The organism is Bradyrhizobium sp. CCBAU 53421 (assembly GCF_015291625.1).
Classification (GTDB): Bacteria; Pseudomonadota; Alphaproteobacteria; order Rhizobiales; family Xanthobacteraceae; genus Bradyrhizobium.
In genome coordinates, this window is sequence record NZ_CP030047.1 from 450907 (window position 1) to 471309 (window position 20403).

The 20403-nt window shown below is 65.2% G+C and carries 21 protein-coding genes; 6 read left to right on the plus strand and 15 right to left on the minus strand.

Features of this window, described 5'->3' with window-relative positions:
• Nucleotides 1–2 precede the first annotated feature (2 nt).
• The 5 genes from XH92_RS02160 (at nucleotide 3) to XH92_RS02180 (ending at nucleotide 5919) form a co-directional block, all read left to right on the plus strand.
• Complete coding sequence (locus XH92_RS02160; protein WP_194457766.1) at nucleotides 3–881, plus strand: F0F1 ATP synthase subunit gamma; 879 nt, start codon at nucleotides 3–5, stop codon at nucleotides 879–881.
• A gap of 26 nt (nucleotides 882–907) precedes the next feature.
• Entirely contained in the window at nucleotides 908–2350 is a 1443-nt protein-coding gene (gene atpD / locus XH92_RS02165) for a F0F1 ATP synthase subunit beta (protein WP_146989834.1), read from the plus strand.
• A gap of 116 nt (nucleotides 2351–2466) precedes the next feature.
• Nucleotides 2467–2874 carry a F0F1 ATP synthase subunit epsilon gene (locus XH92_RS02170; RefSeq protein WP_194457767.1) on the plus strand — a complete coding sequence of 136 codons (408 nt, stop codon included), beginning with the start codon at nucleotides 2467–2469 and terminating at the stop codon, nucleotides 2872–2874.
• Between the two features lie 201 nt (nucleotides 2875–3075).
• Nucleotides 3076–4740, plus strand: a complete 1665-nt coding sequence (locus tag XH92_RS02175) for an adenylate/guanylate cyclase domain-containing protein (RefSeq protein WP_194457768.1) — start codon at nucleotides 3076–3078, stop codon at nucleotides 4738–4740.
• Nucleotides 4741–4869: 129 nt separating this feature from the next.
• The gene (locus XH92_RS02180; RefSeq protein ID WP_194457769.1) at nucleotides 4870–5919 is read left to right on the plus strand and encodes an AraC family transcriptional regulator; all 1050 of its coding nucleotides are present in this window, start codon (nucleotides 4870–4872) and stop codon (nucleotides 5917–5919) included.
• A gap of 25 nt (nucleotides 5920–5944) precedes the next feature.
• Here the strand turns inward: XH92_RS02180 and XH92_RS02185 are convergent, their stop codons facing one another.
• The 12 genes from XH92_RS02185 to XH92_RS02240 form a co-directional block, all read right to left on the minus strand.
• Nucleotides 5945–6451: an RNA pyrophosphohydrolase gene (locus XH92_RS02185; RefSeq protein WP_194457770.1), complete on the minus strand. Its 507-nt coding sequence runs from the start codon at nucleotides 6449–6451 to the stop codon at nucleotides 5945–5947.
• 45 nt (nucleotides 6452–6496) lie between these two features.
• The gene (locus XH92_RS02190) at nucleotides 6497–7000 is read right to left on the minus strand and encodes an RNA pyrophosphohydrolase (protein WP_050400866.1); all 504 of its coding nucleotides are present in this window, start codon (nucleotides 6998–7000) and stop codon (nucleotides 6497–6499) included.
• Nucleotides 7001–7082: 82 nt separating this feature from the next.
• Nucleotides 7083–8297 (minus strand): divergent polysaccharide deacetylase family protein, encoded by a 1215-nt coding sequence (locus tag XH92_RS02195; RefSeq protein WP_194457771.1) that lies wholly within the window; start codon nucleotides 8295–8297, stop codon nucleotides 7083–7085.
• A 150-nt stretch (nucleotides 8298–8447) separates the two neighbouring features.
• Entirely contained in the window at nucleotides 8448–9815 is a 1368-nt protein-coding gene (locus tag XH92_RS02200) for a S41 family peptidase (RefSeq protein WP_194457772.1), read from the minus strand.
• A complete protein-coding gene (locus tag XH92_RS02205; RefSeq protein ID WP_194457773.1) occupies nucleotides 9812–11206 on the minus strand; it encodes a murein hydrolase activator EnvC in 1395 nt (464 codons plus the stop codon). Before XH92_RS02205 ends, XH92_RS02200 begins: the two co-directional genes overlap by 4 nt.
• A 41-nt stretch (nucleotides 11207–11247) precedes the next feature.
• Complete coding sequence (gene rlmH, locus XH92_RS02210; protein ID WP_194457774.1) at nucleotides 11248–11730, minus strand: 23S rRNA (pseudouridine(1915)-N(3))-methyltransferase RlmH; 483 nt, start codon at nucleotides 11728–11730, stop codon at nucleotides 11248–11250.
• 128 nt (nucleotides 11731–11858) lie between these two features.
• Complete coding sequence (gene rsfS / locus XH92_RS02215) at nucleotides 11859–12227, minus strand: ribosome silencing factor (RefSeq protein ID WP_016847840.1); 369 nt, start codon at nucleotides 12225–12227, stop codon at nucleotides 11859–11861.
• A gap of 201 nt (nucleotides 12228–12428) precedes the next feature.
• A complete protein-coding gene (locus tag XH92_RS02220; RefSeq protein ID WP_246788175.1) occupies nucleotides 12429–13007 on the minus strand; it encodes a nicotinate-nucleotide adenylyltransferase in 579 nt (192 codons plus the stop codon).
• A 90-nt stretch (nucleotides 13008–13097) separates the two neighbouring features.
• Nucleotides 13098–14390, minus strand: a complete 1293-nt coding sequence (locus XH92_RS02225; RefSeq protein ID WP_194457775.1) for a glutamate-5-semialdehyde dehydrogenase — start codon at nucleotides 14388–14390, stop codon at nucleotides 13098–13100.
• 122 nt (nucleotides 14391–14512) lie between these two features.
• Nucleotides 14513–15655, minus strand: coding sequence for a glutamate 5-kinase (gene proB, locus XH92_RS02230; protein WP_194457776.1), 1143 nt, complete (start codon nucleotides 15653–15655; stop codon nucleotides 14513–14515).
• 68 nt (nucleotides 15656–15723) lie between these two features.
• Nucleotides 15724–16773, minus strand: coding sequence for a GTPase ObgE (gene obgE, locus XH92_RS02235; RefSeq protein ID WP_194457777.1), 1050 nt, complete (start codon nucleotides 16771–16773; stop codon nucleotides 15724–15726).
• Nucleotides 16774–16930: 157 nt separating this feature from the next.
• On the minus strand, nucleotides 16931–17410 hold the full coding sequence (locus XH92_RS02240; protein ID WP_024583284.1) for a MaoC family dehydratase: 480 nt from the start codon (nucleotides 17408–17410) through the stop codon (nucleotides 16931–16933).
• Between the two features lie 154 nt (nucleotides 17411–17564).
• Here XH92_RS02240 and XH92_RS02245 point away from each other — a divergent pair, with 154 nt between their 5' ends.
• Nucleotides 17565–18479, plus strand: coding sequence for a DMT family transporter (locus XH92_RS02245; RefSeq protein WP_194457778.1), 915 nt, complete (start codon nucleotides 17565–17567; stop codon nucleotides 18477–18479).
• A 106-nt stretch (nucleotides 18480–18585) separates the two neighbouring features.
• Here XH92_RS02245 and XH92_RS02250 read toward each other — a convergent pair whose 3' ends face one another.
• The 3 genes from XH92_RS02250 to rplU all read right to left on the minus strand — a co-directional run bounded on the left by XH92_RS02250 (nucleotide 18586) and on the right by rplU (nucleotide 20192).
• On the minus strand, nucleotides 18586–19182 hold the full coding sequence (locus XH92_RS02250; RefSeq protein WP_194457779.1) for a GNAT family N-acetyltransferase: 597 nt from the start codon (nucleotides 19180–19182) through the stop codon (nucleotides 18586–18588).
• A 170-nt stretch (nucleotides 19183–19352) separates the two neighbouring features.
• Nucleotides 19353–19622, minus strand: a complete 270-nt coding sequence (gene rpmA, locus XH92_RS02255) for a 50S ribosomal protein L27 (RefSeq protein WP_016847848.1) — start codon at nucleotides 19620–19622, stop codon at nucleotides 19353–19355.
• A 102-nt stretch (nucleotides 19623–19724) separates the two neighbouring features.
• Nucleotides 19725–20192, minus strand: a complete 468-nt coding sequence (rplU, locus tag XH92_RS02260) for a 50S ribosomal protein L21 (protein WP_050424272.1) — start codon at nucleotides 20190–20192, stop codon at nucleotides 19725–19727.
• Between the last annotated feature and the right edge of the window lie 211 nt (nucleotides 20193–20403).

The following is a 20403-nucleotide window of genomic DNA, read 5'->3' on the forward strand; positions in this document are numbered from 1 at the left end:
GAATGGCGTCACTAAAAGACATGCGGGTCCGCATCGCCTCGACCAAGGCGACGCAGAAGATCACCAAGGCCATGCAGATGGTCGCAGCCTCCAAGCTGCGCCGCGCGCAGAACGCCGCCGAAGCGGCGCGGCCCTATGCCACCAAGATGGATGCGGTGATTTCCAACATCGCCGCCGCCGCCAACGGCTCGCCCGGCGCACCGGCGCTGCTCGCGGGCACCGGCAACGACCAGGTGCACCTGCTGCTGGTCTGCACCGGTGAGCGCGGCCTGTCCGGCGCGTTCAACTCCGCGATCGTGCGCCTGGCGCGCGAGCGGGCCCAGTCGCTGCTTGCGCAGGGCAAGGAAGTCAAACTCTTCTGCGTCGGCCGCAAGGGCTACGAGCAGCTGCGGCGGACGTTCGAGAAGCGGATTGTCGAGCACCTCGACCTGCGTTCGGTGCGGCAGATCGGCTTCGCCAACGCCGAGGACATCGCCAACAAGGTGCTGGCACGGTTCGAGGCCGGTGAATTCGACGTCTGCACGCTGTTCTATTCGCGCTTCCAGTCGGTGATCGCGCAGATTCCGACCGCGCAGCAGATCATCCCGCTCGAGGTGGCTGCGCCCGCCGCGGGCGCGGCGCCCGCCACGTCCTACGAATATGAGCCGGAAGAGGACCAGATCCTCGGCAGCCTGCTGCCGCGCAATCTCGCGGTGCAGATCTTCCGCGCGCTGCTCGAGAACAACGCCTCGTTCTACGGCGCGCAGATGAGCGCGATGGACAGCGCGACCCGCAATGCCGGCGAGATGATTCGCAAGCAAACCCTGATTTACAACCGAACCCGTCAGGCCCAGATCACGAAGGAGCTGATCGAGATCATCTCCGGCGCTGAGGCGGTCTAAGGCAGATTTTCGAAGGAGAACAGTCCATGGCTACAGCAGCCAACCAGATCGGTCGCGTTACCCAGGTCACGGGCGCCGTGGTCGACGTGCAGTTCGAAGGCCACCTCCCGGCGATTCTGAACGCGCTCGAGACCAAGAACGGCGGCAACCGCCTGGTGCTCGAAGTCGCCCAGCATCTCGGCGAATCGACCGTCCGCACCATCGCGATGGATATCACCGAGGGCCTGGTGCGTGGCCAGGAAGTCACCGACACCGGCGAGCCGATCCGGGTGCCGGTCGGCGAAGGCACGCTCGGCCGCATCATCAACGTCATCGGCGAGCCGATCGACGAAGCCGGCCCGATCAAGGCCGAAGGCGTGCGCGCCATCCATCAGGAAGCGCCGACCTATACCGACCAGTCGACCGAAGCGGAAATTCTCGTCACCGGCATCAAGGTCGTCGACCTCCTTGCTCCGTACGCGAAGGGCGGCAAGATCGGCCTGTTCGGCGGCGCCGGCGTCGGCAAGACCGTGCTGATTCAGGAACTGATCAACAACGTCGCGAAGGCGCACGGTGGTTACTCCGTGTTCGCCGGTGTCGGCGAGCGCACCCGCGAAGGCAACGACCTCTATCACGAGTTCATCGAATCGAAGGTCAACGCCGATCCGCACAATCCGGATCCGAGCGTGAAGTCGAAATGCGCGCTGGTGTTCGGCCAGATGAACGAGCCGCCGGGCGCCCGCGCCCGCGTCGGTCTGACCGGTCTGACCGTCGCCGAGCACTTCCGCGACCAGGGCCAGGACGTGCTGTTCTTCGTCGACAACATCTTCCGCTTCACCCAGGCGGGTTCGGAAGTGTCGGCGCTGCTCGGCCGTATTCCCTCGGCGGTGGGTTATCAGCCGACGCTCGCGACCGACATGGGCGCGCTGCAGGAGCGCATCACCACCACCCAGAAGGGTTCGATCACCTCGGTGCAGGCGATCTACGTGCCGGCCGACGACTTGACCGACCCGGCGCCCGCCACCTCGTTCGCGCACTTGGACGCCACCACGGTGCTGTCGCGCGCGATCTCGGAAAAGGGCATCTATCCGGCGGTGGACCCGCTCGACTCGACCTCGCGCATGCTGTCGGCGCTGGTCGTCGGTGAAGAGCACTACAACACCGCGCGTCTCGTCCAGCAGATCCTCCAGCGCTACAAGTCGCTGCAGGACATCATCGCCATTCTCGGCATGGACGAATTGTCGGAAGAGGACAAGCTGACGGTCGCCCGCGCCCGCAAGGTCGAGCGCTTCCTGTCGCAGCCGTTCCACGTCGCCGAAATCTTCACCGGCTCGCCGGGCAAGTTCGTCGACCTCGCCGACACCATCAAGGGCTTCCGCGATCTCTGCCAGGGCAAGTACGACCATCTGCCGGAAGCGGCGTTCTACATGGTCGGCACCATCGAAGAAGCCGTCGAGAAGGGCAAGAAGCTCGCCGCCGAAGCGGCCTAAGCTTCAGGATGTCGTCATCGCCGGACTTGATCCGGCGATCCATCGCACGAGAAGTATGTTGACTGATGGACCCGCGGGTCGCGCCCGCGGGTGACAGCGCAAAGAACGGAAAGACCATGGCCACCTTCCACTTCGATCTCGTCTCTCCCGAAAAGCTCGCCTTCTCCGGCGAGGTCGATCAGGTTGACGTCCCCGGTGTGGAGGGTGATTTCGGTGTGCTCGCCGGCCACGCTCCCGTCGTCGCCACCGTTCGTCCGGGAATCCTGACGATCACGGCCGCCGGCAAGCGCGAGAAGGTGATCGTGCTCGGCGGCCTCGCCGAGGTGTCGGACAAGGGCCTCACCGTGCTCGCCGACGTCGCGACCACGATTGCCGAACTCGATCGTGCGAAGTTCGCGGAGACCATCAAGGAGATGGAAGAGAAGCTCGCCGAGAAGGAAGGCTCCGAGCTCGATCACGCGATCGAGCGGCTCGACCACTTCAAGAGCATCCAGCACGAGCTCAATACCACGGCCATGCACTAAGGCGCGATTGCCGACCAGCGATCGCGCCACGGCGCTCAATTCGAGCGCGGCTTTGTGAAATCGCTCACACTTTCCGCTTCGGCTACCAGGACTTGAACGATTCAACGCTCGCCGTACCTCGGCGGGCGTTGAATGTTTATTGCGCGCGGGAGCATCTGGCGGCATGCTGCCCGGCATATTTGGGTTCCGGGGCTGGTCCTCATGAAGCGCAAGATCGCAGCGATCTTCGCGGCCGATATTGCAGGCTATAGTCGATTGGTTGCCGAGGATGAGGAAGAGACGCTGCGGCGGCTCGCCTCCTATCGTCAGGTCACCGACGATTTCATTGCAAAATGCGGTGGCCGCATCTTCAACACCGCGGGCGATGCGGTGCTCGCGGAATTTCCCAGCGCCGTCGAAGCGGTGCGCTGCGCGATCGACATCCAGGAGAGCCTGCGCACGCGTAACATGGCCTATCCGCCGAGCCGGCAGATGGCGTTCCGGATCGGTATCACCATCGGCGACGTGGTCGAGCGCGACGGCGATCTGCTTGGTGATGGCGTCAATATCGCAGCAAGGCTCGAGGGCCTCGCCGAGGTCGGCGGCATCTGCGTGTCGCGCGCGGTGCACGAGCAGGTCGCCAACAAGCTGTCGGTGCAATTCGCCGACATCGGCGCGCAGGAAGTGAAGAACATCCCGACCCCCGTGCACGCCTACATGGTGGCGATGCGGCGCGAGGACGGCTCCTACGCGACGCCGCAGGTCAAGAAGCCGGTCAAGGCTGCGCCTGCGGGCGCACCGGCCTGGATGTGGCCCGTGGCCATCACCGTGGTGCTGCTCGCCGCGATCGGTGTCGGCGGCTTCCTCTATTACACCAAGCTGGAAACGTCGGTGGCGAAGCCCGCTGCCGTGGCAAGCTCCGCTCCGGCATCCACGCCGCTGGTATCGGCTTCACCGGCACCATTGGTCGCACCGTCGCCGCCAGCCTCGACCGGGCCGTCGGCGAAGCCCGCGCCGGCGCCGATGCCGGCTGGGCCGGCATCGGCGCCTTCGATCGCTCCAGGCGACAAGCTTGCCGCCGATATCGTTCCGTTCGTCAGCGACCGCACCCGCAACGTGCTCGCGACCGAATATCTTCCTGCCGGCGATTCCAAGGCGGTTGCGCTCAACATCAACGGCTTCGTCGGATGGAGTGTGGCACAGCCGAACGAGGAGGCGGCGAAGACGGCCGCGCTCGATCTGTGCCAGAAGCGCGCCGACAATGCGGGCTCGCCGCGGAAGTGCGAACTGTACGCCGTCGGCAATGCCGTCGTGTATGCCCATGGCCAGCCGCCGGTCCCGCCCTTGCCGTGGGTCAAGCGCGATGTGCTGGTCGAGAAGCCGTACGCCACCAAGGACGTTCCGCTGCTGCGCGATGCGGCGAGGGCCAGGCTCGACAGCCTGTTTGTGCCGGGGCGTAAGACGCGAACCATCGCGCTCGGTCCGGGCGGTCACTACTTCTTCAACGCGGGCATCGATTCGCTCGAAGAATCGGCGCGGCGCAACCTGCAGGCCTGCGGCGCGGTCGCAGGCGTGCCCTGCACGATCGTCGCGGTCGACGATGTCTTTGTGGTAGCGATTCCGGCGACGTTGCGCGTGACCGGTTTCTTCAAGGCCGCAGACAGCTCGGTTATCGTGCCAAGCGAGCGGAGCGACGTCGCGCGGAAGCTTGCCGATGCGACGGCAGGCTGGAATGCGGTTGCGGTCGGGACGCAGGGACGGCCGGGACTGGGATTGAAGGCGGAGAACGAGCAGGGCGCGGTCAACGCCGCGCTCGGCGACTGCGCCAGGCGCGACAGCGATTGCCATGTCATCGCGATCGGTCCGTTCACGGTCGGCCCGAACTGAAGCGCAATCGGGGAAATGTGAAGCAGCTTACAGCAAGGATCGTGCACCAATGAGATGCTGCGGCGCGATGATGAAATTGGCCCGATCGCATCGAGAAGATGCTGGCCCTGATGTAACGGACAGAATGCCGTGCTGACTTTCTCCACTGATGCCCTCCGCCCGCAGGACCGTTTCGAGCACTGGTGCGATGTGCGCGGCAAGAGCCTGTTCGGGGTTACCATTGAGCTCGAGCGCGACAAGCGGCCCGAATTCCGCGGGCGCTTTTCCGCGACGCCGGTCGGCGATGCCGTGCTGGCGGAGATGTCGGCGTCCTCCTATCGCGTCAGCCGGACCTCAACGGACATTGCGCGCGTCCCGAGCAACAGCCTGCAACTCGCCTGGCAGGTACGTGGCCCCGGCCACCTGAATATCGGTCGCGATCGGGTTCATTTCGTGCGCAACGGAGATCTGGTGTTCGGCCACTCCAATCTCCCGTACTTCTCGACGCCCGAACGGACCGATGGTTTTCATTTTTTCAGTCTCAAGATCCCGGTCACCAGCGAGCTGGTGCTCGGCGCGCGAATCGAGGATGCGCCGCCGGTTGCGCTGGCGCGCGATGCGGGCCTGACCCGGCTGGTCGGCGCCATGTTCCGCTCGATGACGCGCGATCCGGCGCAGGCCGGACAGTTCGCCGGCGAGGTCACGCACATGGCGCGACTGGCGCTGCTTGCACGCGGACGCTTGCGACCGCGCCAGGATGAGATCCGTGCCGCGCTGCATGCGGGCTACCTGCATGCCGTGCGCGAAATCCTGCTGCGCGATCTGCATCGCGCCTCGCTCACGCCGGCCGCAGTCGCTACCGAGCTCGGCATTTCACTGCGGCAATTGCATGCGCTGTTCGAGCCGACCGGTCTGTCGTTCGCGCGAACGCTGACGGCGGCAAGGCTGAAGGAGGCGAAGCGGCTGCTCTCCTCGATGCAGGATCGCGGCATCGACGAGATCGCGTTCTCGTGTGGTTTCGACAGCATCGCGACCTTCTACCGCGTGTTCCGTGCGACCTACGGGATGACGCCGGGCGATGCGCGGCGCCTTCCGTCGCAGGATCAGCTAGAGCATGATCCGGAAAAGTGTGAAGCGGTTTTCCCTTGCGACAAACGCGGAACGCGTTTGCGCGGAGATCATGCTCGAACAAGAATCTAAAGCGCGATGACGATTCAACCTAATCTCATCGCGCTTTAGCGAATTCCGCGAACCGGATCACGACCGCGCGATAGACCTCGCGGCGGAACGGCACCACCAGGTCGGCGACGCGATCGAGACGCTCCCAGCGCCATCGATCGAACTCGGCGGGCTGGCCGTTGCGCGGCGTCAACGGATCGATCTCGTCGTCGCGTCCGGTGAAGCGCAGCGCGAACCATTTCTGCCGCTGGCCGCGGAATTTCGCCAGCCGATGCGATGCCGGGCCGTCATAGGCCGGGAATTCATAGGTCATCCAGTCGGTCTCGCCGAGATAGTCGGCGTTGACCGCTCCGGTCTCTTCCCACAATTCGCGCATCACCGCCTGGCGCGGATCCTCGCCGTCGTCGATGCCGCCTTGCGGCATCTGCCATTCGAGGCCGGGCAGCACGATCTCCGGACCGTCGTCCTTGATCCGGTGGCCGATCAGCACGCGTCCGTCGCCGTTGAACAGCGCGATGCCCACATTGGGGCGATAGGGTTTATCTGATGACATCTCGATCGGTGCGTCGCGCGTTGATCTGGCCGATCTTCAGGCCTTCTACTTGGCCGCCAGACCGGCGAATTCCTTCACGACGCGCTCATAGACCGGACGCTTGAACGGCACAATCAGCTCCGGCAGATTCTTCATCGGCTCCCAGCGCCAGGTGACGAACTCGGCCTTGTGGCCGCCGCCGGGGTGGGCGACGTTGATCTCGTTCTCGTCGCCGGTGAAGCGCAACGCGAACCACTTCTGCCGCTGGCCGCGGTAGCGGCCCTTCCAGGCGCGGCCGGCGACGGTGCGCGGGATATCGTAGATCAGCCAGTCCGAGACCTCGCCGAGCTTCTCCACGGACTTGATGCTGGTCTCCTCATAAAGCTCGCGCCGTGCGGCCTGAAACGTGTCCTCGCCGGGATCGACGCCGCCCTGCGGCATCTGCCAGACATGCGCGTCGTCGACATGCTCGATGCCGCCGGCTCGGCGCCCGATGAAGACCAGCCCGGCCGTATTGAGCAGCATGATGCCGACGCAGGTTCGATAGGGCAGGTCTTCATAACGTGCCATGCTGCCGCTACCTCGCACAGTTCCCGGCGCCACCCGACCCGGCCCCCCGGCAGGGTCTTAGGTTGCGCCAACAGATTGATCTCTAGCCCGATTTTGATTTCAGCATCGCCGTTGTCAATGGCACAAGCATGATGCCCTTGGAGTCCAGTGTCTTGAGCCAGGCGCCGAGCCGCTCGATCGAGACCGGCAGCGCCGAGGCGACGCCCACGGCCGTGCCGCGCTCCTTGGCAATCGTTTCCAGCTTGACCAGCGCGCGGTCGATTTCCGCCGATGTCGGCACCACGTCGATCGCGAAATCGGCCTTGGCGAACGGCAACGACTGGCTGGCCGAGAGGCTCTGCGCGACGCTGCGCGGGGTGGAACCGTCGTCGAAATAGCTGAGGCCGCGCTTGGCCGCCTCGCGCACGATGGGCTGCATCACCGGATCGGTCGCGACGAACCGGGCTCCCATGAAATTGGCGATCCCGGCATAACCCTGCAGGCGGCTGAGGTGCCAGTAGAAGCGATCGAGGTTCTGCTCGCCGCTCAATGTGGTCAGCAGGGTCTGCGGGCCCGGATCGTTGTCGGGATAGTCGAACGGCTCCATCGGGATCTGCAGCAGGATCTCGTGGCGCTGTGCCCGGGCGCGTTCCGCGAGCTTGCTAGGGTCGGCGCCGTACGGCGTGAAGGCCAGCGTTACGGCCGGCGGCAGCTTCATGATGGCATCGGCGGTCTTGGCGGCGCCGACGCCGAGGCCCGCAACCACGATGGCGACGACGGGCATCCGGGCCGCCTTGGCGCGGTCGGCCTCGGCCGCGTAGACCGTGAACGGCTTCAGGCCATCGGCGACAACAGGGATCATGCCGTAGCGCGACTTTTCCAGCAGGCGCGGATCGATCCCGGTCATCGCGAGCGGGGCCGCGTCGCCATCCGCCGTCTTTTCGGCCGGATCGCCGGCGCCGATCACCACGTCCTGGCGCTTGCCGCTGGAGCCGTCGATGATGGTGACCGTTCTGGCATCGCCGGCTGCGGCCGGCGCCTTGGCGGCGGATTTGACCGCCGGCTCAGTCGGCTGGCCGGCCGGGGCGTGCTTGTCGTCGGCTGCTGCGGGCGGGGGATTGCGCAGCGTGATCCGGGCCATCGGCTCGCCGCCGAGCGGGTTGTCGTTGAACAGCGCGACGCCGGCGAAGCCGACCAGCACGAGGCCCAGCAGGACGGCGAGCGCCTGCATCGCCGTGAACGGCAGACGGAAACGGCGCGTCCTGCCCACGGCGTTCTGCCCAAGCGGCGTGCTCAGTTCGTCGGCCGCTTCTGCCATGACCCTCCCCGAATCAACAGCGCGAACGATAGCACGATGCGGTGCATTCCCGCGCGCCGGCCGCCCCGTCAAAGCACGGTTGGGGGTGGACACCCAAAGCAGAAAGGGCGGCCCGAGGGCCGCCCTTTTCGTCGAATCAATTGGACCGGATTAGTTCGCGGCCTTGTTGCCGGGCTTGTCGACCGCGGCCTTGTCGCCGGGGGTCGCGGGCGCCGGTGTGGCGCTCGAGGTCGACTTGATGCCGTGCAAGAGGTCGTCGGCCATCTTCAGCGCCTTGTCGTCCTTGGCGTCCGGCGGGACGTAGGACTGTGAGCCGGTCTTCTCGTCGCCGTCGTTCTTCAGATGGCCGCGCAGCGAGGCTTCGCCCTTGGTGTCGGTGCGCGCCTTCAGCTCTTCCGGCACGTCCTGCAGCACCTCGATGTCGGGCACGATGCCCTTGGCCTGGATCGACTTGCCCGACGGCGTGTAGTAGCGCGCCGTGGTCAGGCGCAGCGCGCCGTTGCCCGAGCCGAGCGGAATGATGGTCTGCACCGAGCCCTTGCCGAACGAGCGGGTGCCGACCAGCGTCGCCCGCTTGTGGTCCTGCAGCGCGCCGGCGACGATTTCGGACGCCGAGGCCGAGCCGCCGTTGATCAGCACGATGACCGGCTTGCCCTTGGTCAGGTCGCCGGGGTGAGCGGCGCGGCGCTGGGTTTCTTCGGCATTGCGTCCGCGGGTCGAGACGATCTCGCCGCGCTCCAGGAAGGAGTCGGACACGGTGACGGCTTCCTCGAGCAGGCCGCCGGGATTGTTGCGGAGGTCGATGATGTAGCCCTTCAGCTTGTCGCCGATCTGGCTCTGCAGATTGGAAACTTCCTTCTTCAGGCCTTCGGTGGTCTGCTCGTTGAAGGTCGTGATGCGGATATAGGCGATGTCGTCGGCCTCGACGCGCGCACGCACCGAGCGGACGCGGATGTTGTCGCGCACCAGCGTGACGTCGATCGGATTGTCCTGGCCCTTGCGGATGATCTTGAGCTTGATCTTGGTGTTGACCGGACCGCGCATCTTCTCGACGGCCTGGTTCAGCGTCAGGCCCTGCACGGCTTCGTCATCGAGGGTGGTGATGATGTCGTTGGCCATGATGCCGGCCTTCGAGGCCGGGGTGTCGTCGATCGGCGAGACCACCTTGATCAGGCCGTCTTCCATCGTGACTTCGATGCCGAGGCCGCCGAACTCGCCGCGCGTCTGCACCTGCATGTCGCGGAAGCTCTTGGCATCCATGTAGCTCGAATGCGGATCGAGGCCGGACAGCATGCCCGAGATCGCGGACTCGACCAGCTTGCTGTCGTCCGGCTTCTCGACATAGTCGCTGCGCACCCGCTCGAACACGTCGCCGAACAGATTGAGCTGGCGGTAGGTGTCCGACGTCGCGGCGCGCGCGCTCGATCCCATCAGCACAGCGCGGGGCTGCGTGACGAAAAGCGTCAGGGCCGCGCCGGTGGCGGCGCTAAGGAGAATTACCGAAGTCTTGCGCATCATCCGCGAACCTTTTCGCCTTCATTTGCGGCCCACCATGGACCTGGATCGATTGGAGTGCCGTCTTTCCGGAACTCGACATAGAGCACTGGCTGGCTCGCATTGGTCGCGAGAATGGATGCAACCTGGGACGTCGACCCCATGGTCGCAACCGGCTCCCCCGTAAGTACAAACTGGCCGATGTTTACCGAAATACGCTCCATCCCGGCGATCAGGACATGATACCCGCCCCCGGCATTGAGGATCAAGAGTTGTCCATAGCTGCGGAATGGACCAGCGTAAACAACCCAGCCGTCACACGGGGTTGTGACCTGGGCGCCCGGTTTGGCCGCCAAAGAAATGCCTTTTTGTACGCCCCCCGCGCCGTCGGAACCGCCAAATTCGCGAATCTTGGTGCCATTCACGGGATAGGAGAACAGGCCCTTGGCCGAGGCGAAGGCGACCGCCGGGCTCATGCGGGCCGGGTCCTTCAACGCCCCCAGATTGGGCTTGCCGTTAACCGTCGCCGGGGCCCCCTGGAGGCTCGCGGTGGCGGCGGCCTTGGCCGCGCTCTTGAGATCCTGCTCCATCTTGGCGATCAGGCCCTGCAGATCGGCGGCCTGCTTCGACAGCGCGATGGCGCGGGCGCCTTCGGCCTCCATGTCCTTTTCCGCCGCGCTCTGCTGCCGCTGCCGTTCGTCGACCAGCGCCGCAAGGCGGGTCTGGTCCTCCTTCAGCTTGTCGCGGTCGGCCGCCAGCGCATCGCGCTCGGTCGAGATGGTCTTGCGCAGCGCGACCAGTTCGCCGAGATCGGCCGCAAGCTTCTCGGCGCGAACGCGCAGCTCCGGCACCACGGCGCCGAGCAGCATCGCGGTGCGCAGCGATTGCAGCGCGTCCTCGGGCCGCACCAAAAGCGCCGGCGGCGTGCGTCGTCCGGCGCGCTGCAGCGCGGCCAAAACCTCGATCACCTCGGAGCGGCGTGAATCGAGCGAGGCGCGGATGTCGCGCTCGCGGCCGTCGAGCGGCTGCAAGCGCGCTTCGGCGTCCGCGATCCGCGTCTCGACGCCGCGCACCTGGCCGGCAATGTCGATCAGCTGCTGATTGAGCTTGCTGCGGTCCTGGCCCATCGCGGCGATGTCGGCCTTCAGCTTCTCCTGCAGCTCGGTCGCCTTGCGCTGCTGCTCGCGCGCGGCCTCGAGCTCCTGCTCGCGCTGCTTGATGGCGTCGGGCGATGTCTCCGCTGTTGCGGCCTGCTGTGCAGGCGGCGCGGGTTGCTGCGTGGATGGTGTCGATTGCGCATGTGCCGGCGTCAGCGCGCATGCGGCGAACATCGCGATCGACAGCGGCACCGACGCCGGCAACCAGCCGCGGCGCGCGGTGCCGAGATACGATGCTATGTCCCGCTTGTGCTGCATTCGCTTGGCGCTCAGCGCTTTCGACTGTCCGTCACCGCATCTCAGACGCGATGATAGGGATGGCCGGCCAAAATGGTCGCGGCCCGATAAATCTGTTCCAGAAGCATGACGCGGACCATTTGGTGCGGCCAGGTCGCGGAGCCGAATGCAATACGCAACGAAGCCCTGCGCTGCAATTCAGGCGAAAGTCCGTCGGCGCCGCCGATCACGAAGACAGTATGCGCTAAGCCGTCGTCGCGCCAGCGCCCGAGTTGCTGCGCGAAGCTTGCGCTGTCGATGCTCTTGCCGCGCTCGTCGAGCGCAACCAGCGCGTATTTGTCGGGCAGCAGCGCCGCGATCGCCGCGGCCTCTTCCGTGATGCGCGTCGCCGCGTCACGCGCGCGGCTCTCCGCAATCTCATGGACATCGAGACCGCGAAAGCCGAGCTTGCGGCCGATGTCGTCGAAGCGCCCGCGGTAACGTTCGGCGAGCTCCCGTTCAGGGCCCTGTTTCAGGCGGCCGATGCAGATGACGACAAGGCGCATACACGCGTTTTCCGGCAAAGTGGAATCCGGTTTGCCGTAGAAAACGCGTCAAGTCTATAACTCGCGCGCCTCCAGGCGCGCACCCAGACTAGCTGCGCCGCAGCCGATTCGCATCGGCTTGATACCCCTTAGACCGCCGCGACCGCCGGGTTCTGAGTCCACAACCGTTCGAGATTGTAGAACTCGCGCACCTCAGGCCTGAACACGTGCACGATCACCTCGCCGGAATCGATCAGCACCCAGTCGCAATTGGGCAAGCCCTCGACGTGGATGTTCTTGACCCCGTTTTCCTTGAGGCTCTTCGTCACATTTTCCGCGATCGCGCCAACGTGCCGGTTCACCCGGCCGGTGGTGACGATCATGTAGTCGGAATATGCGGATTTGCCGCGAAGGTCGATGGTGACCGTTTCTTCCGCCTTCATATCCTCGAGGCGGGAGAGGATCAGGCTCAGCGTCTTGTTGGCATCCGGTTTGTCGGCATCCGGTTGCGCCTGCAAGGCTGCGGTTTTCGTCGATGTTTTACGCGCAGTCTTCGGACCTGAAGTCTTTGGAACCTTGGGTAAAACAGACTTTGACAATACAGATGTGGCCAGGGACCATTCCTTTCACTGTATCGCGGGCGCCGAATCCTCGGCCCCACGCGCCATACTACGCATGTGGGGTTAATGGTTTCAATATTCCAGTAACCCTTTTGCGCCTCACGCCGTCCTCCAGCTCCCGTCCGGGTTCCGGAGTCCGGTCGAAGACAGATTGGATTTCATTCCTGTCAGGAAGACCCAGGCCGGCGCCCGTTGGTCGGCCAGCCGTGTCGCCTGATTTTCGGGCATGCGATAGCGCATGAGCGCCTGCGCCGCCGGTGCGGCCAGGGCGCGGAAGCTCTGGGGCGGACGGTCGATCACGGCAATCGGCACATCGGACGCGATGCGCCGCCAATCTTTCCAGCGATGAAATTGCGCGAGATTGTCAGCGCCCATGATCCAGACGAAGTGCACGCCGGAGACACGGCGGCGCAAGTGGATGATCGTGTCCACAGTGTAGCGGACACCGATGACAGCTTCGAGACAGGAGATGTCGATGCGCGGATCGTCGGCAACGCGGCGCGCGGCCGCGGCGCGCTCGTTGAGCGCATGCAGGCCGTCGTGGTTCTTCAGCGGATTGCCCGGCGTCAGCAGCCACCACACGCGGTCGAGCTGCAAGCGCTTGAGCGCGAACAGGCTGATGGCGCGATGCGCAGCATGCGGCGGATTGAACGAGCCGCCGAGCAGCCCGATGCGCATGCCGTTGGTGTAGAACGGAAGCGCCTGCGCTGCGGATAGCGGCACGGTGGAAGCTTGCTGCAAGGGTCTACCGTGCGCGTGCGACAATGATCACGGCCGTGTCTGCCCGGTGCCGTGGACGCGGTATTTGAAGCTCGTCAACTGCTCGGCGCCGACCGGGCCGCGGGCGTGGAATTTGCCGGTGGCAATCCCGATCTCGGCGCCGAAGCCGAACTCGCCGCCGTCGGCGAACTGGGTCGAGGCGTTGTGCAGCACGATCGCCGAATCGACCTCGTTGAGGAATCTCTGCGCGGCAGCGGCATCCTCCGTCACGATCGCATCGGTGTGATGCGAGCCGTGATTTTGGATATGCGCGATCGCTGCATCGAGACTATCGACGATCTTCGCCGAGATGATCGCGTCCTCGTATTCGGTGGTCCAGTCCTCGTCGGACGCGGGCTTCACCCGGGCATCGGCGCTTTGCACGATGTCGTCGCCGCGCACCTCGCAGCCGGCATCGATCAACAGCTCGACCAGCGGCTTCAGCTTGGTCGCGGCGGCGTTGCGATCGATCAGCAGGGTTTCGACGGCGCCGCAAACGCCGGGACGGCGCATCTTGGCGTTCAGCACCACCGACTTGGCCATATCGAGTCTGGCGCTGGCGTCGACATAGATGTGGTTGACGCCTTCCAGATGCGCGAACACCGGAACGCGCGCCTCGGCCTCGACGCGTGCGACCAGGCTTTTGCCTCCGCGCGGCACGATCACGTCGATGCCGCCGTTCAGTCCGGTCAGCATCAGGCCGACGGCCGCGCGGTCACGGGTCGGCACCAGGGTGATCGCGGCCTCGGGCAGGCCGGCTTCACGCAGGCCCTGCACCAGGCAATCATGGATCGCGCGGCAGGAGCGGAAGCTGTCGGAGCCGCCGCGCAGGATCACGGCGTTGCCGGACTTCAGGCACAGCACGCCGGCGTCGGCGGCAACGTTGGGGCGGCTCTCGAAGATCACGCCGATCACGCCGAGCGGCACACGGACGCGCTCGATCGTCATGCCGTTCGGACGCTGCCAGCTTTCGGTGACGGCGCCGACCGGATCGATGATCTCGCGCACGGTCGCAACGCCATCGGCCATGCCGTCGACGCGCGTCTGCGTCAATGTCAGGCGGTCGACGAAGGCGGAGGTCATGCCGCCGGCCCGCGCCTCCGCGACATCCTCGGCATTGGCGGCGAGGATCGCCGGCGCGTTGGCGCGGATCGCGCGTTCGATCGCGGCGAGCGCCCGATTCTTCTGCTCCGGCGGCGCCAGCGCCAGCACACGCGCGGCAGCGCGCGCCTTGGCGGCGAGGTCGGTCATCAGGGCGGCGAGATCGGCGTTGCCGTCGATCGCCTTCAGGGGGGCGCTCATGAAACTACCAGCTTTGGACTAAGGCCATGTTCTAGCATGGCAATTGAGGGGTGGCGAGGCGCGGAACCGGCATGGCAGGTGGGCGGCAGGCCGCCCCGCTCGGCCAATGGCCGACCCAAGGCCTATTTGGCCGGGATCGCCCCGGCCGGGCCGATCACGAGATCGTCGCGGTGGATCATCTCGGAGCGGCCGCTGATGCCCAGGATGGCCATCACGTCGGGCGAGGAGCGGCCCTTGATCTTCTCGGCATTCTCGGCGTCGTAGGCGACGAGGCCACGGCCGATCTCGTGGGTGTCGGGGCCGCGCACCACCACGGCATCGCCGCGGGCGAACTGGCCGTCGACCCGGGTCACGCCGGCCGGCAGCAGGCTCTTGCCGGCACGCAGCGCCGCCACCGCGCCGGCATCGATGGTCAAGGTGCCCTTCGGCTCGAGCGAGCCCGCGATCCAGCGTTTTCGCGCGGTGACCGGATTTGCGGGGGTCAGGAACCAGGTGCAGCGGCCGCCGTCGGCGATCGCCTGCAAGGGATGCTCGATCTTGCCGGAGGCGATCAGCATATGGGTGCCGGCGGTGGTCGCGATCTTCGCGGCCTCGATCTTGGTGGTCATGCCGCCGCGCGACAGTTCGGAGCCGGCCGAGCCGGCCATGCCCTCGATCTCCGAGGTGATGCTTTCGACCACCGGGATCAGCTTGGCGTCGGGATCGAGCGCGGGCGGCGCGGTGTAGAGGCCGTCGATGTCGGACAGCAGAATCAACAGATCCGCGCTCGCCATGGTGGCGACGCGGGCGGCGAGGCGATCATTGTCGCCGTAGCGGATCTCTGTCGTGGCGACCGTGTCGTTCTCGTTGATCACGGGCACCGCGCCCCACTCCAGCAGCTTGGCGATGGTCGAGCGCGCATTGAGGTAGCGGCGGCGCTCCTCGGTATCCTGCAGCGTCACGAGGATCTGCCCGGCGCCGATGCCGTGATGGCCGAGCACCTCCGACCAGATCCGCGCCAGCGCGATCTGGCCGACCGCGGCCGCAGCCTGGCTCTCCTCGAGCTTCAGCGGACCGCGCGGCAGCTTCAGGCGGCTGCGGCCGAGCGCGATCGAGCCCGACGACACCACCATGACCTCGCAGCCGCGCTTGTGGAGTTTTGCGATGTCCTCGACCAGCGCGGCGAGCCAGGACGCGTGCACCTCGCCGGCCTGCGAGTCGACCAGCAGCGACGAGCCGACCTTGACGACGATGCGGCGAAAGTTCTTGAGCGCGGGGCGTTTCATGGGTTCGGTCTGGCAGGGAGGTGGAAGCAAGAGGCGCCACGACGTGGCTTGAGAGATCGATGTGCCGCTCAACCCTGCGGCAGCGGCGTCGCCCACGGCTCCGCCTGGCTCTTGGCCTTGTTGGATACCGGCGCTTCGCCGATCACCTCGACCAGCGCGCGCAACGCATCCTGCACGCCTTCGCCGGTCGCGCCTGAAAGCAGCAGCGGCGTCTTCTTCGCCGCCCGCTTGAGGCGGTCCTTCTGCTTCTTCAACTCGTCGGGCGTAACCGCGTCGATCTTGTTGAGCGCGACGATCTCGATCTTGTCAGCGAGCTGGCCTTCATAGGCCTCGAGCTCGGTGCGCACCGTCTTGTAGGCCTTGCCGGCATGCTCGCAGGTCGCATCGACCAGATGCAGCAGCACCCGGCAGCGCTCGACATGGCCGAGGAAGCGGTCGCCGAGTCCGGCGCCCTCATGCGCGCCTTCGATCAGTCCGGGGATGTCGGCGAGCACGAATTCGCGGCCGCCGTAATTCACCACGCCGAGCTGCGGATGCAGCGTGGTGAAGGGATAGTCGGCGATCTTTGGCCGCGCCGCGCTGACCACCGACAGGAAAGTCGATTTGCCGGCATTGGGCAGGCCGACCAGGCCGGCATCGGCGATCAGCTTCAGCCGCAGCCAGATCCAGCGCTCTTCGCCCGGCGCGCCCGGATTGGCGTTGCGCGGCGCACGGTTGGTGGAGGATTTGAAATGCGCATTGCCGAAGCCGCCATTGCCGCCTTCAGCCAGCACGAACTTTTCGCCGAGCTCGGTGAAGTCGTGCAGCAGCGTTTCGCGATCCTCGTCGAACACCTGGGTGCCGACCGGCACCTTCAGCACGATCGGCTTGCCGTTGGCGCCATGGCGGTCCTTGCCCATGCCATTGGTGCCTTTTTGTGCCTTGAAGTGCTGCTGGTAGCGGTAGTCGATCAGCGTGTTCAGCCCGTCGACGGACTCGATGATGACGTCGCCGCCGCGGCCGCCATTGCCGCCGGAGGGACCGCCGAACTCGATGAACTTCTCGCGCCGGAACGCGACGCAGCCGTTGCCGCCGTCGCCCGAGCGAATATAGACCTTGGCTTCATCGAGAAATTTCATGATCCGTACTAGTTAGGGCAGGGGGGCTGCGGCGGCAACCCGGAAAGGCCCTGACTTCGGCGAAAAGCCTTAATTTTCGGGCCTTTTTGCGGCCCAAGCTCCTTGTTTGAGCATGATCTTATCGGAAAACCGCTTCACACTTTTCCGGATCATGCTCTTAGCTCGGCCGCCTCCGGACCAGGAATTTCTGCATCCCCTCCAGCACCAGCTCGCGGCGCTGGTTGTGCACGGTCGAGCGCAAGGTCACGACGCCGGTGGTCTTGCCCGGTGACAGCTCGATCACCTCCAGCGCGGGGTAGATGGTATCGCCGGCATAGACCGGCTTCAGGAACTTGCTCGACTGTTCCAGGAAGCCGACCAGCGACTCCTCCACGACATAGGGAAACAGCCCGGCGCCGGGCGCGGTGTGCACCAGGGTCTGGAAGCCGTGCGCGAGCAGATCGGGCATGCCGCGCGTGCGACAATATTCGACGTCGTAATGGATCGGATGGGTGTCGCCGCTGGCGGTCTGGAACGCAGCGAACACGGCCGAGGTCTGGGTCCGGCTCGGAATCACGAAGCGCTCGCCGAGCACGAAATCCTCGAACCAGCGCTGCGCGGGGACCATGCGATGCTGGGTGGGGTCGAATTCGCTCATGCGGCGTTTCCTGCTCTTTTTGTTGCCGGGATGAGCTACCGGTATCGCAGCAGTGCAGGTGCGGCAATCCGTTCAATTCGTCATGGGCGGGCTTGTCCCGGGCACCCACGTCTTTAAAACCGGACGACTCGGGAACAAAAGCGCAAGTCGATTCATGAGCCTGTTCGCAAAACTGTCCTCCTACGACGATCGATCGGCGCGGCTCGCCGGCATCGGATTGATGCTGCTGTCGATCTTCATGTTTTCGTTCGGCGATGCGATGGGCAAATTCATCGTCGCCACCTATTCGGTCGGGCAATTGCTGTGGCTGCGCGCCTGCGCGGCGCTGCTCGTGCTGCTGCCGATCGTGTGGAAGCGGCGCGCCGATTTCCTGCACCTGGAGCGCCCGTGGCTGCAATTGCTGCGCGTCACGCTGTCGACGCTGGAGGTCGCCGCGTTCTTCCTGGCGACCGTCTATCTGCCGCTCGCCGACGTTATCACCTACTACCTCGCCGGACCGATCTTCGTCACCGCGATGTCGGGCCTCGTGCTCGGCGAGCATATCGGCTGGCGGCGCTGGACCGCGATCCTGGTCGGCTTTTGCGGGGTGCTGATCGCGCTCAGGCCATCGGCGCAGACCATCAGCTGGCCGGCGATGATCGCGCTTGGCGGCAGCCTGTCGTTTGCGGTGCTGATGCTGATCACCCGCTCGCTGCGCGAGACGCCCGATATCGTGCTGGCGACATCGCAATTCGGCGGCACGTTCATCCTGGGTCTCGTGCTCTCGCCGTTCGGCTGGGTGACGCCATCAGCCGGCAGCCTCGTGCTGTTCTTCACCGCCGGCATCATCTCGGTCGCGGCGCTGCTATGCGTCAATCGTTCGCTGAAGCTCGCGCCGGCAAGCGTGGTGGTGCCGTACCAGTATTCGATGATCGTCTGGGCGGTGATCTTCGGCTTCGTGGTGTTCGGCGATGTGCCGTCCTGGGCCACGATCGTCGGCGCCGCGATCATCATCGCGGCAGGCCTCTACATCTTCGTGCGCGAGCAGCAGCTCGGACGCACGGATTCCGCGATCAATCCGCCGGCATAGGGTTGTTCGACAAAATTCCGTCATTGCGAGCGAAGCGAAGCAATCCATGGCGCCGCAAGCGGAGAGATGGATTGCTTCGTCGCTTTGCTCCTCGCAATGACGGGTGCTAGCTCTCCCGCCGGGTCGAGTTGTTCCAGCTCTTCAGCGAGGCCCAGACGCCGCGTGACAGGCGGAAGGCGTCGACCGGGCTCGATGACCCCAGTGCCTCGAAGCGGTGCAGCTCGACGCCGCTCCACTGGAAGCCGCACTTCTCGAGGATGTTGCGCGATGTCGGGTTGACGACGCGGGCGCCGGCGATCAGCTGATCGAGATCGAATTCCTCGAAGAAGTAGTCGATGACCGCGCGCGCGGCCTCGGTGCCAAAACCCTGGCCCCAATAATCGACGCCGAGCCAGTAGCCGAGCTCGGCCGCGGTCTCCTCGCGCCAGTCGACGCCGACCATGCCGATCGGCGTGTGATTGTTCTCGATCAGGAAAACGGTTTCGCGGCCGCCCGCGCCGAGCGCGCGCACGAAGTCGATGGCGTCGTCCTGGGTATAGGGATGCGGCAGGCGGCGGGTGTTCTCCGCGATGCGGCGATCATTGGCGAGGCGTGCGATTGCTTTTACGTCCGCGAGCGTCGGCTTGCGCAATGTCAGCCGTTCGGTCTCGAGGACGCAAGCTCTTGCCTCGCGCAAGGTCGGCGTCGGGATGTCCTGCAACATGTCGAGCTCCTGTGATGCGAAAAATCGATACGCAACGCTTGGAACGTTGCGCGCGGTCGAACCGGATCGCGCGCAACAAAAAGGGGAGGCCGGTCATCCCGCCTCCCCTTGGAGCCCTTTGCGACTCCGCCGGTTCAACAGGACCCGGCGGACTCATGTGTGTCCACCGTCTACTCGGCCGCCTCTGCCATCGGAATAACCGATACGAATGTGCGGCCATTGGCTTTGGCACGGAACTCGACATGACCCTCGACCTTGGCGAAGAGAGTATGATCGGTGCCCATGCCGACATTAAGGCCAGGATGCCAGGTGGTGCCGCGCTGACGCGCGATGATGTTTCCGGGGATCACGCGCTCGCCACCGAACGCCTTGATGCCAAGGCGCTTGCCCTTGGAATCACGTCCGTTGCGCGATGAACCGCCTGCTTTTTTATGAGCCATAGCTCGTCTCCGACTTCGCTTTGATCTCTAGATCAATTCCTTGACGGAATCATTTCACGTTTTGTCACGCTTCACATCTGGAAGCGCGACGATCACTTCTTCTCAAGCCTTGGCCGCGGCCTTCTTCGCCGGAGCCTTTTTAGCGGCCGGGGCCTTTGCGGGCGCCTTCTTCTTGGCCGCCTTCGGTGCTGCGTCCTCGCCATCGGCGGGCGCTGCGACCTTTTCCTTCTTCGGCCGCGGGCCGATGGTCGGCTTGGCGTTATCGGCGAGGATCTCGGTGATGCGAAGCACCGTGAGCTCGTCGCGATAGCCGCGCTTGCGGCGTGAATTCTTGCGGCGACGCTTCTTGAACGCGATCACCTTGGCACCGCGCTTGTGCTGCAGCACTTCGGCCGCAACGGTGGCGCCTGCCACGGTGGGCGTTCCCAGCACCGGCGTGTCACCGCCGAGCACCAGAACTTCGCCTAGCTGCACGATCGTGCCGACATCGCCGGCGATCTTGCCAATCTCGAGTACATCATTCGGAACGACACGGTACTGCCGGCCGCCGGTTTTGATGACTGCGAACATCGTTTGATTCCTTCGTGTTCGGTTCCGGCCTCGGACGGTTCGCCCGGGTCGGCTTTTTGTTCAGTCGCTATGGGTTATGTGTTTCGCGCGAAGGGAATGAATTCCCAAACTGGATCGCACAAAAACGATCGGCGCGAGAAATCCCCGCGCCGGATGGGCGGACTTATAGCCGCAATCGACCGAGAGTCAAGGTAAAGCAGGGCAAAAACCG

What these genes read in the sequence shown, in the direction of transcription:
- XH92_RS02160 (WP_194457766.1), top strand. Translation starts at nt 3, where the DNA reads ATGGCGTCACTAAAAGACATGCGGGTCCGCATCGCCTCGACCAAGGCG.
- atpD (WP_146989834.1), top strand. Translation starts at nt 908, where the DNA reads ATGGCTACAGCAGCCAACCAGATCGGTCGCGTTACCCAGGTCACGGGC.
- XH92_RS02170 (WP_194457767.1), top strand. Translation starts at nt 2,467, where the DNA reads ATGGCCACCTTCCACTTCGATCTCGTCTCTCCCGAAAAGCTCGCCTTC.
- XH92_RS02175 (WP_194457768.1), top strand. Translation starts at nt 3,076, where the DNA reads ATGAAGCGCAAGATCGCAGCGATCTTCGCGGCCGATATTGCAGGCTAT.
- XH92_RS02185 (WP_194457770.1), bottom strand. Translation starts at nt 6,451, where the DNA reads ATGTCATCAGATAAACCCTATCGCCCCAATGTGGGCATCGCGCTGTTC.
- XH92_RS02190 (WP_050400866.1), bottom strand. Translation starts at nt 7,000, where the DNA reads ATGGCACGTTATGAAGACCTGCCCTATCGAACCTGCGTCGGCATCATG.
- XH92_RS02195 (WP_194457771.1), bottom strand. Translation starts at nt 8,297, where the DNA reads ATGGCAGAAGCGGCCGACGAACTGAGCACGCCGCTTGGGCAGAACGCC.
- XH92_RS02200 (WP_194457772.1), bottom strand. Translation starts at nt 9,815, where the DNA reads ATGATGCGCAAGACTTCGGTAATTCTCCTTAGCGCCGCCACCGGCGCG.
- XH92_RS02205 (WP_194457773.1), bottom strand. Translation starts at nt 11,206, where the DNA reads ATGCAGCACAAGCGGGACATAGCATCGTATCTCGGCACCGCGCGCCGC.
- rlmH (WP_194457774.1), bottom strand. Translation starts at nt 11,730, where the DNA reads ATGCGCCTTGTCGTCATCTGCATCGGCCGCCTGAAACAGGGCCCTGAA.
- XH92_RS02220 (WP_246788175.1), bottom strand. Translation starts at nt 13,007, where the DNA reads ATGCGCATCGGGCTGCTCGGCGGCTCGTTCAATCCGCCGCATGCTGCG.
- XH92_RS02225 (WP_194457775.1), bottom strand. Translation starts at nt 14,390, where the DNA reads ATGAGCGCCCCCCTGAAGGCGATCGACGGCAACGCCGATCTCGCCGCC.
- proB (WP_194457776.1), bottom strand. Translation starts at nt 15,655, where the DNA reads ATGAAACGCCCCGCGCTCAAGAACTTTCGCCGCATCGTCGTCAAGGTC.
- obgE (WP_194457777.1), bottom strand. Translation starts at nt 16,773, where the DNA reads ATGAAATTTCTCGATGAAGCCAAGGTCTATATTCGCTCGGGCGACGGC.
- XH92_RS02240 (WP_024583284.1), bottom strand. Translation starts at nt 17,410, where the DNA reads ATGAGCGAATTCGACCCCACCCAGCATCGCATGGTCCCCGCGCAGCGC.
- XH92_RS02245 (WP_194457778.1), top strand. Translation starts at nt 17,565, where the DNA reads ATGAGCCTGTTCGCAAAACTGTCCTCCTACGACGATCGATCGGCGCGG.
- XH92_RS02250 (WP_194457779.1), bottom strand. Translation starts at nt 19,182, where the DNA reads ATGTTGCAGGACATCCCGACGCCGACCTTGCGCGAGGCAAGAGCTTGC.
- rpmA (WP_016847848.1), bottom strand. Translation starts at nt 19,622, where the DNA reads ATGGCTCATAAAAAAGCAGGCGGTTCATCGCGCAACGGACGTGATTCC.
- rplU (WP_050424272.1), bottom strand. Translation starts at nt 20,192, where the DNA reads ATGTTCGCAGTCATCAAAACCGGCGGCCGGCAGTACCGTGTCGTTCCG.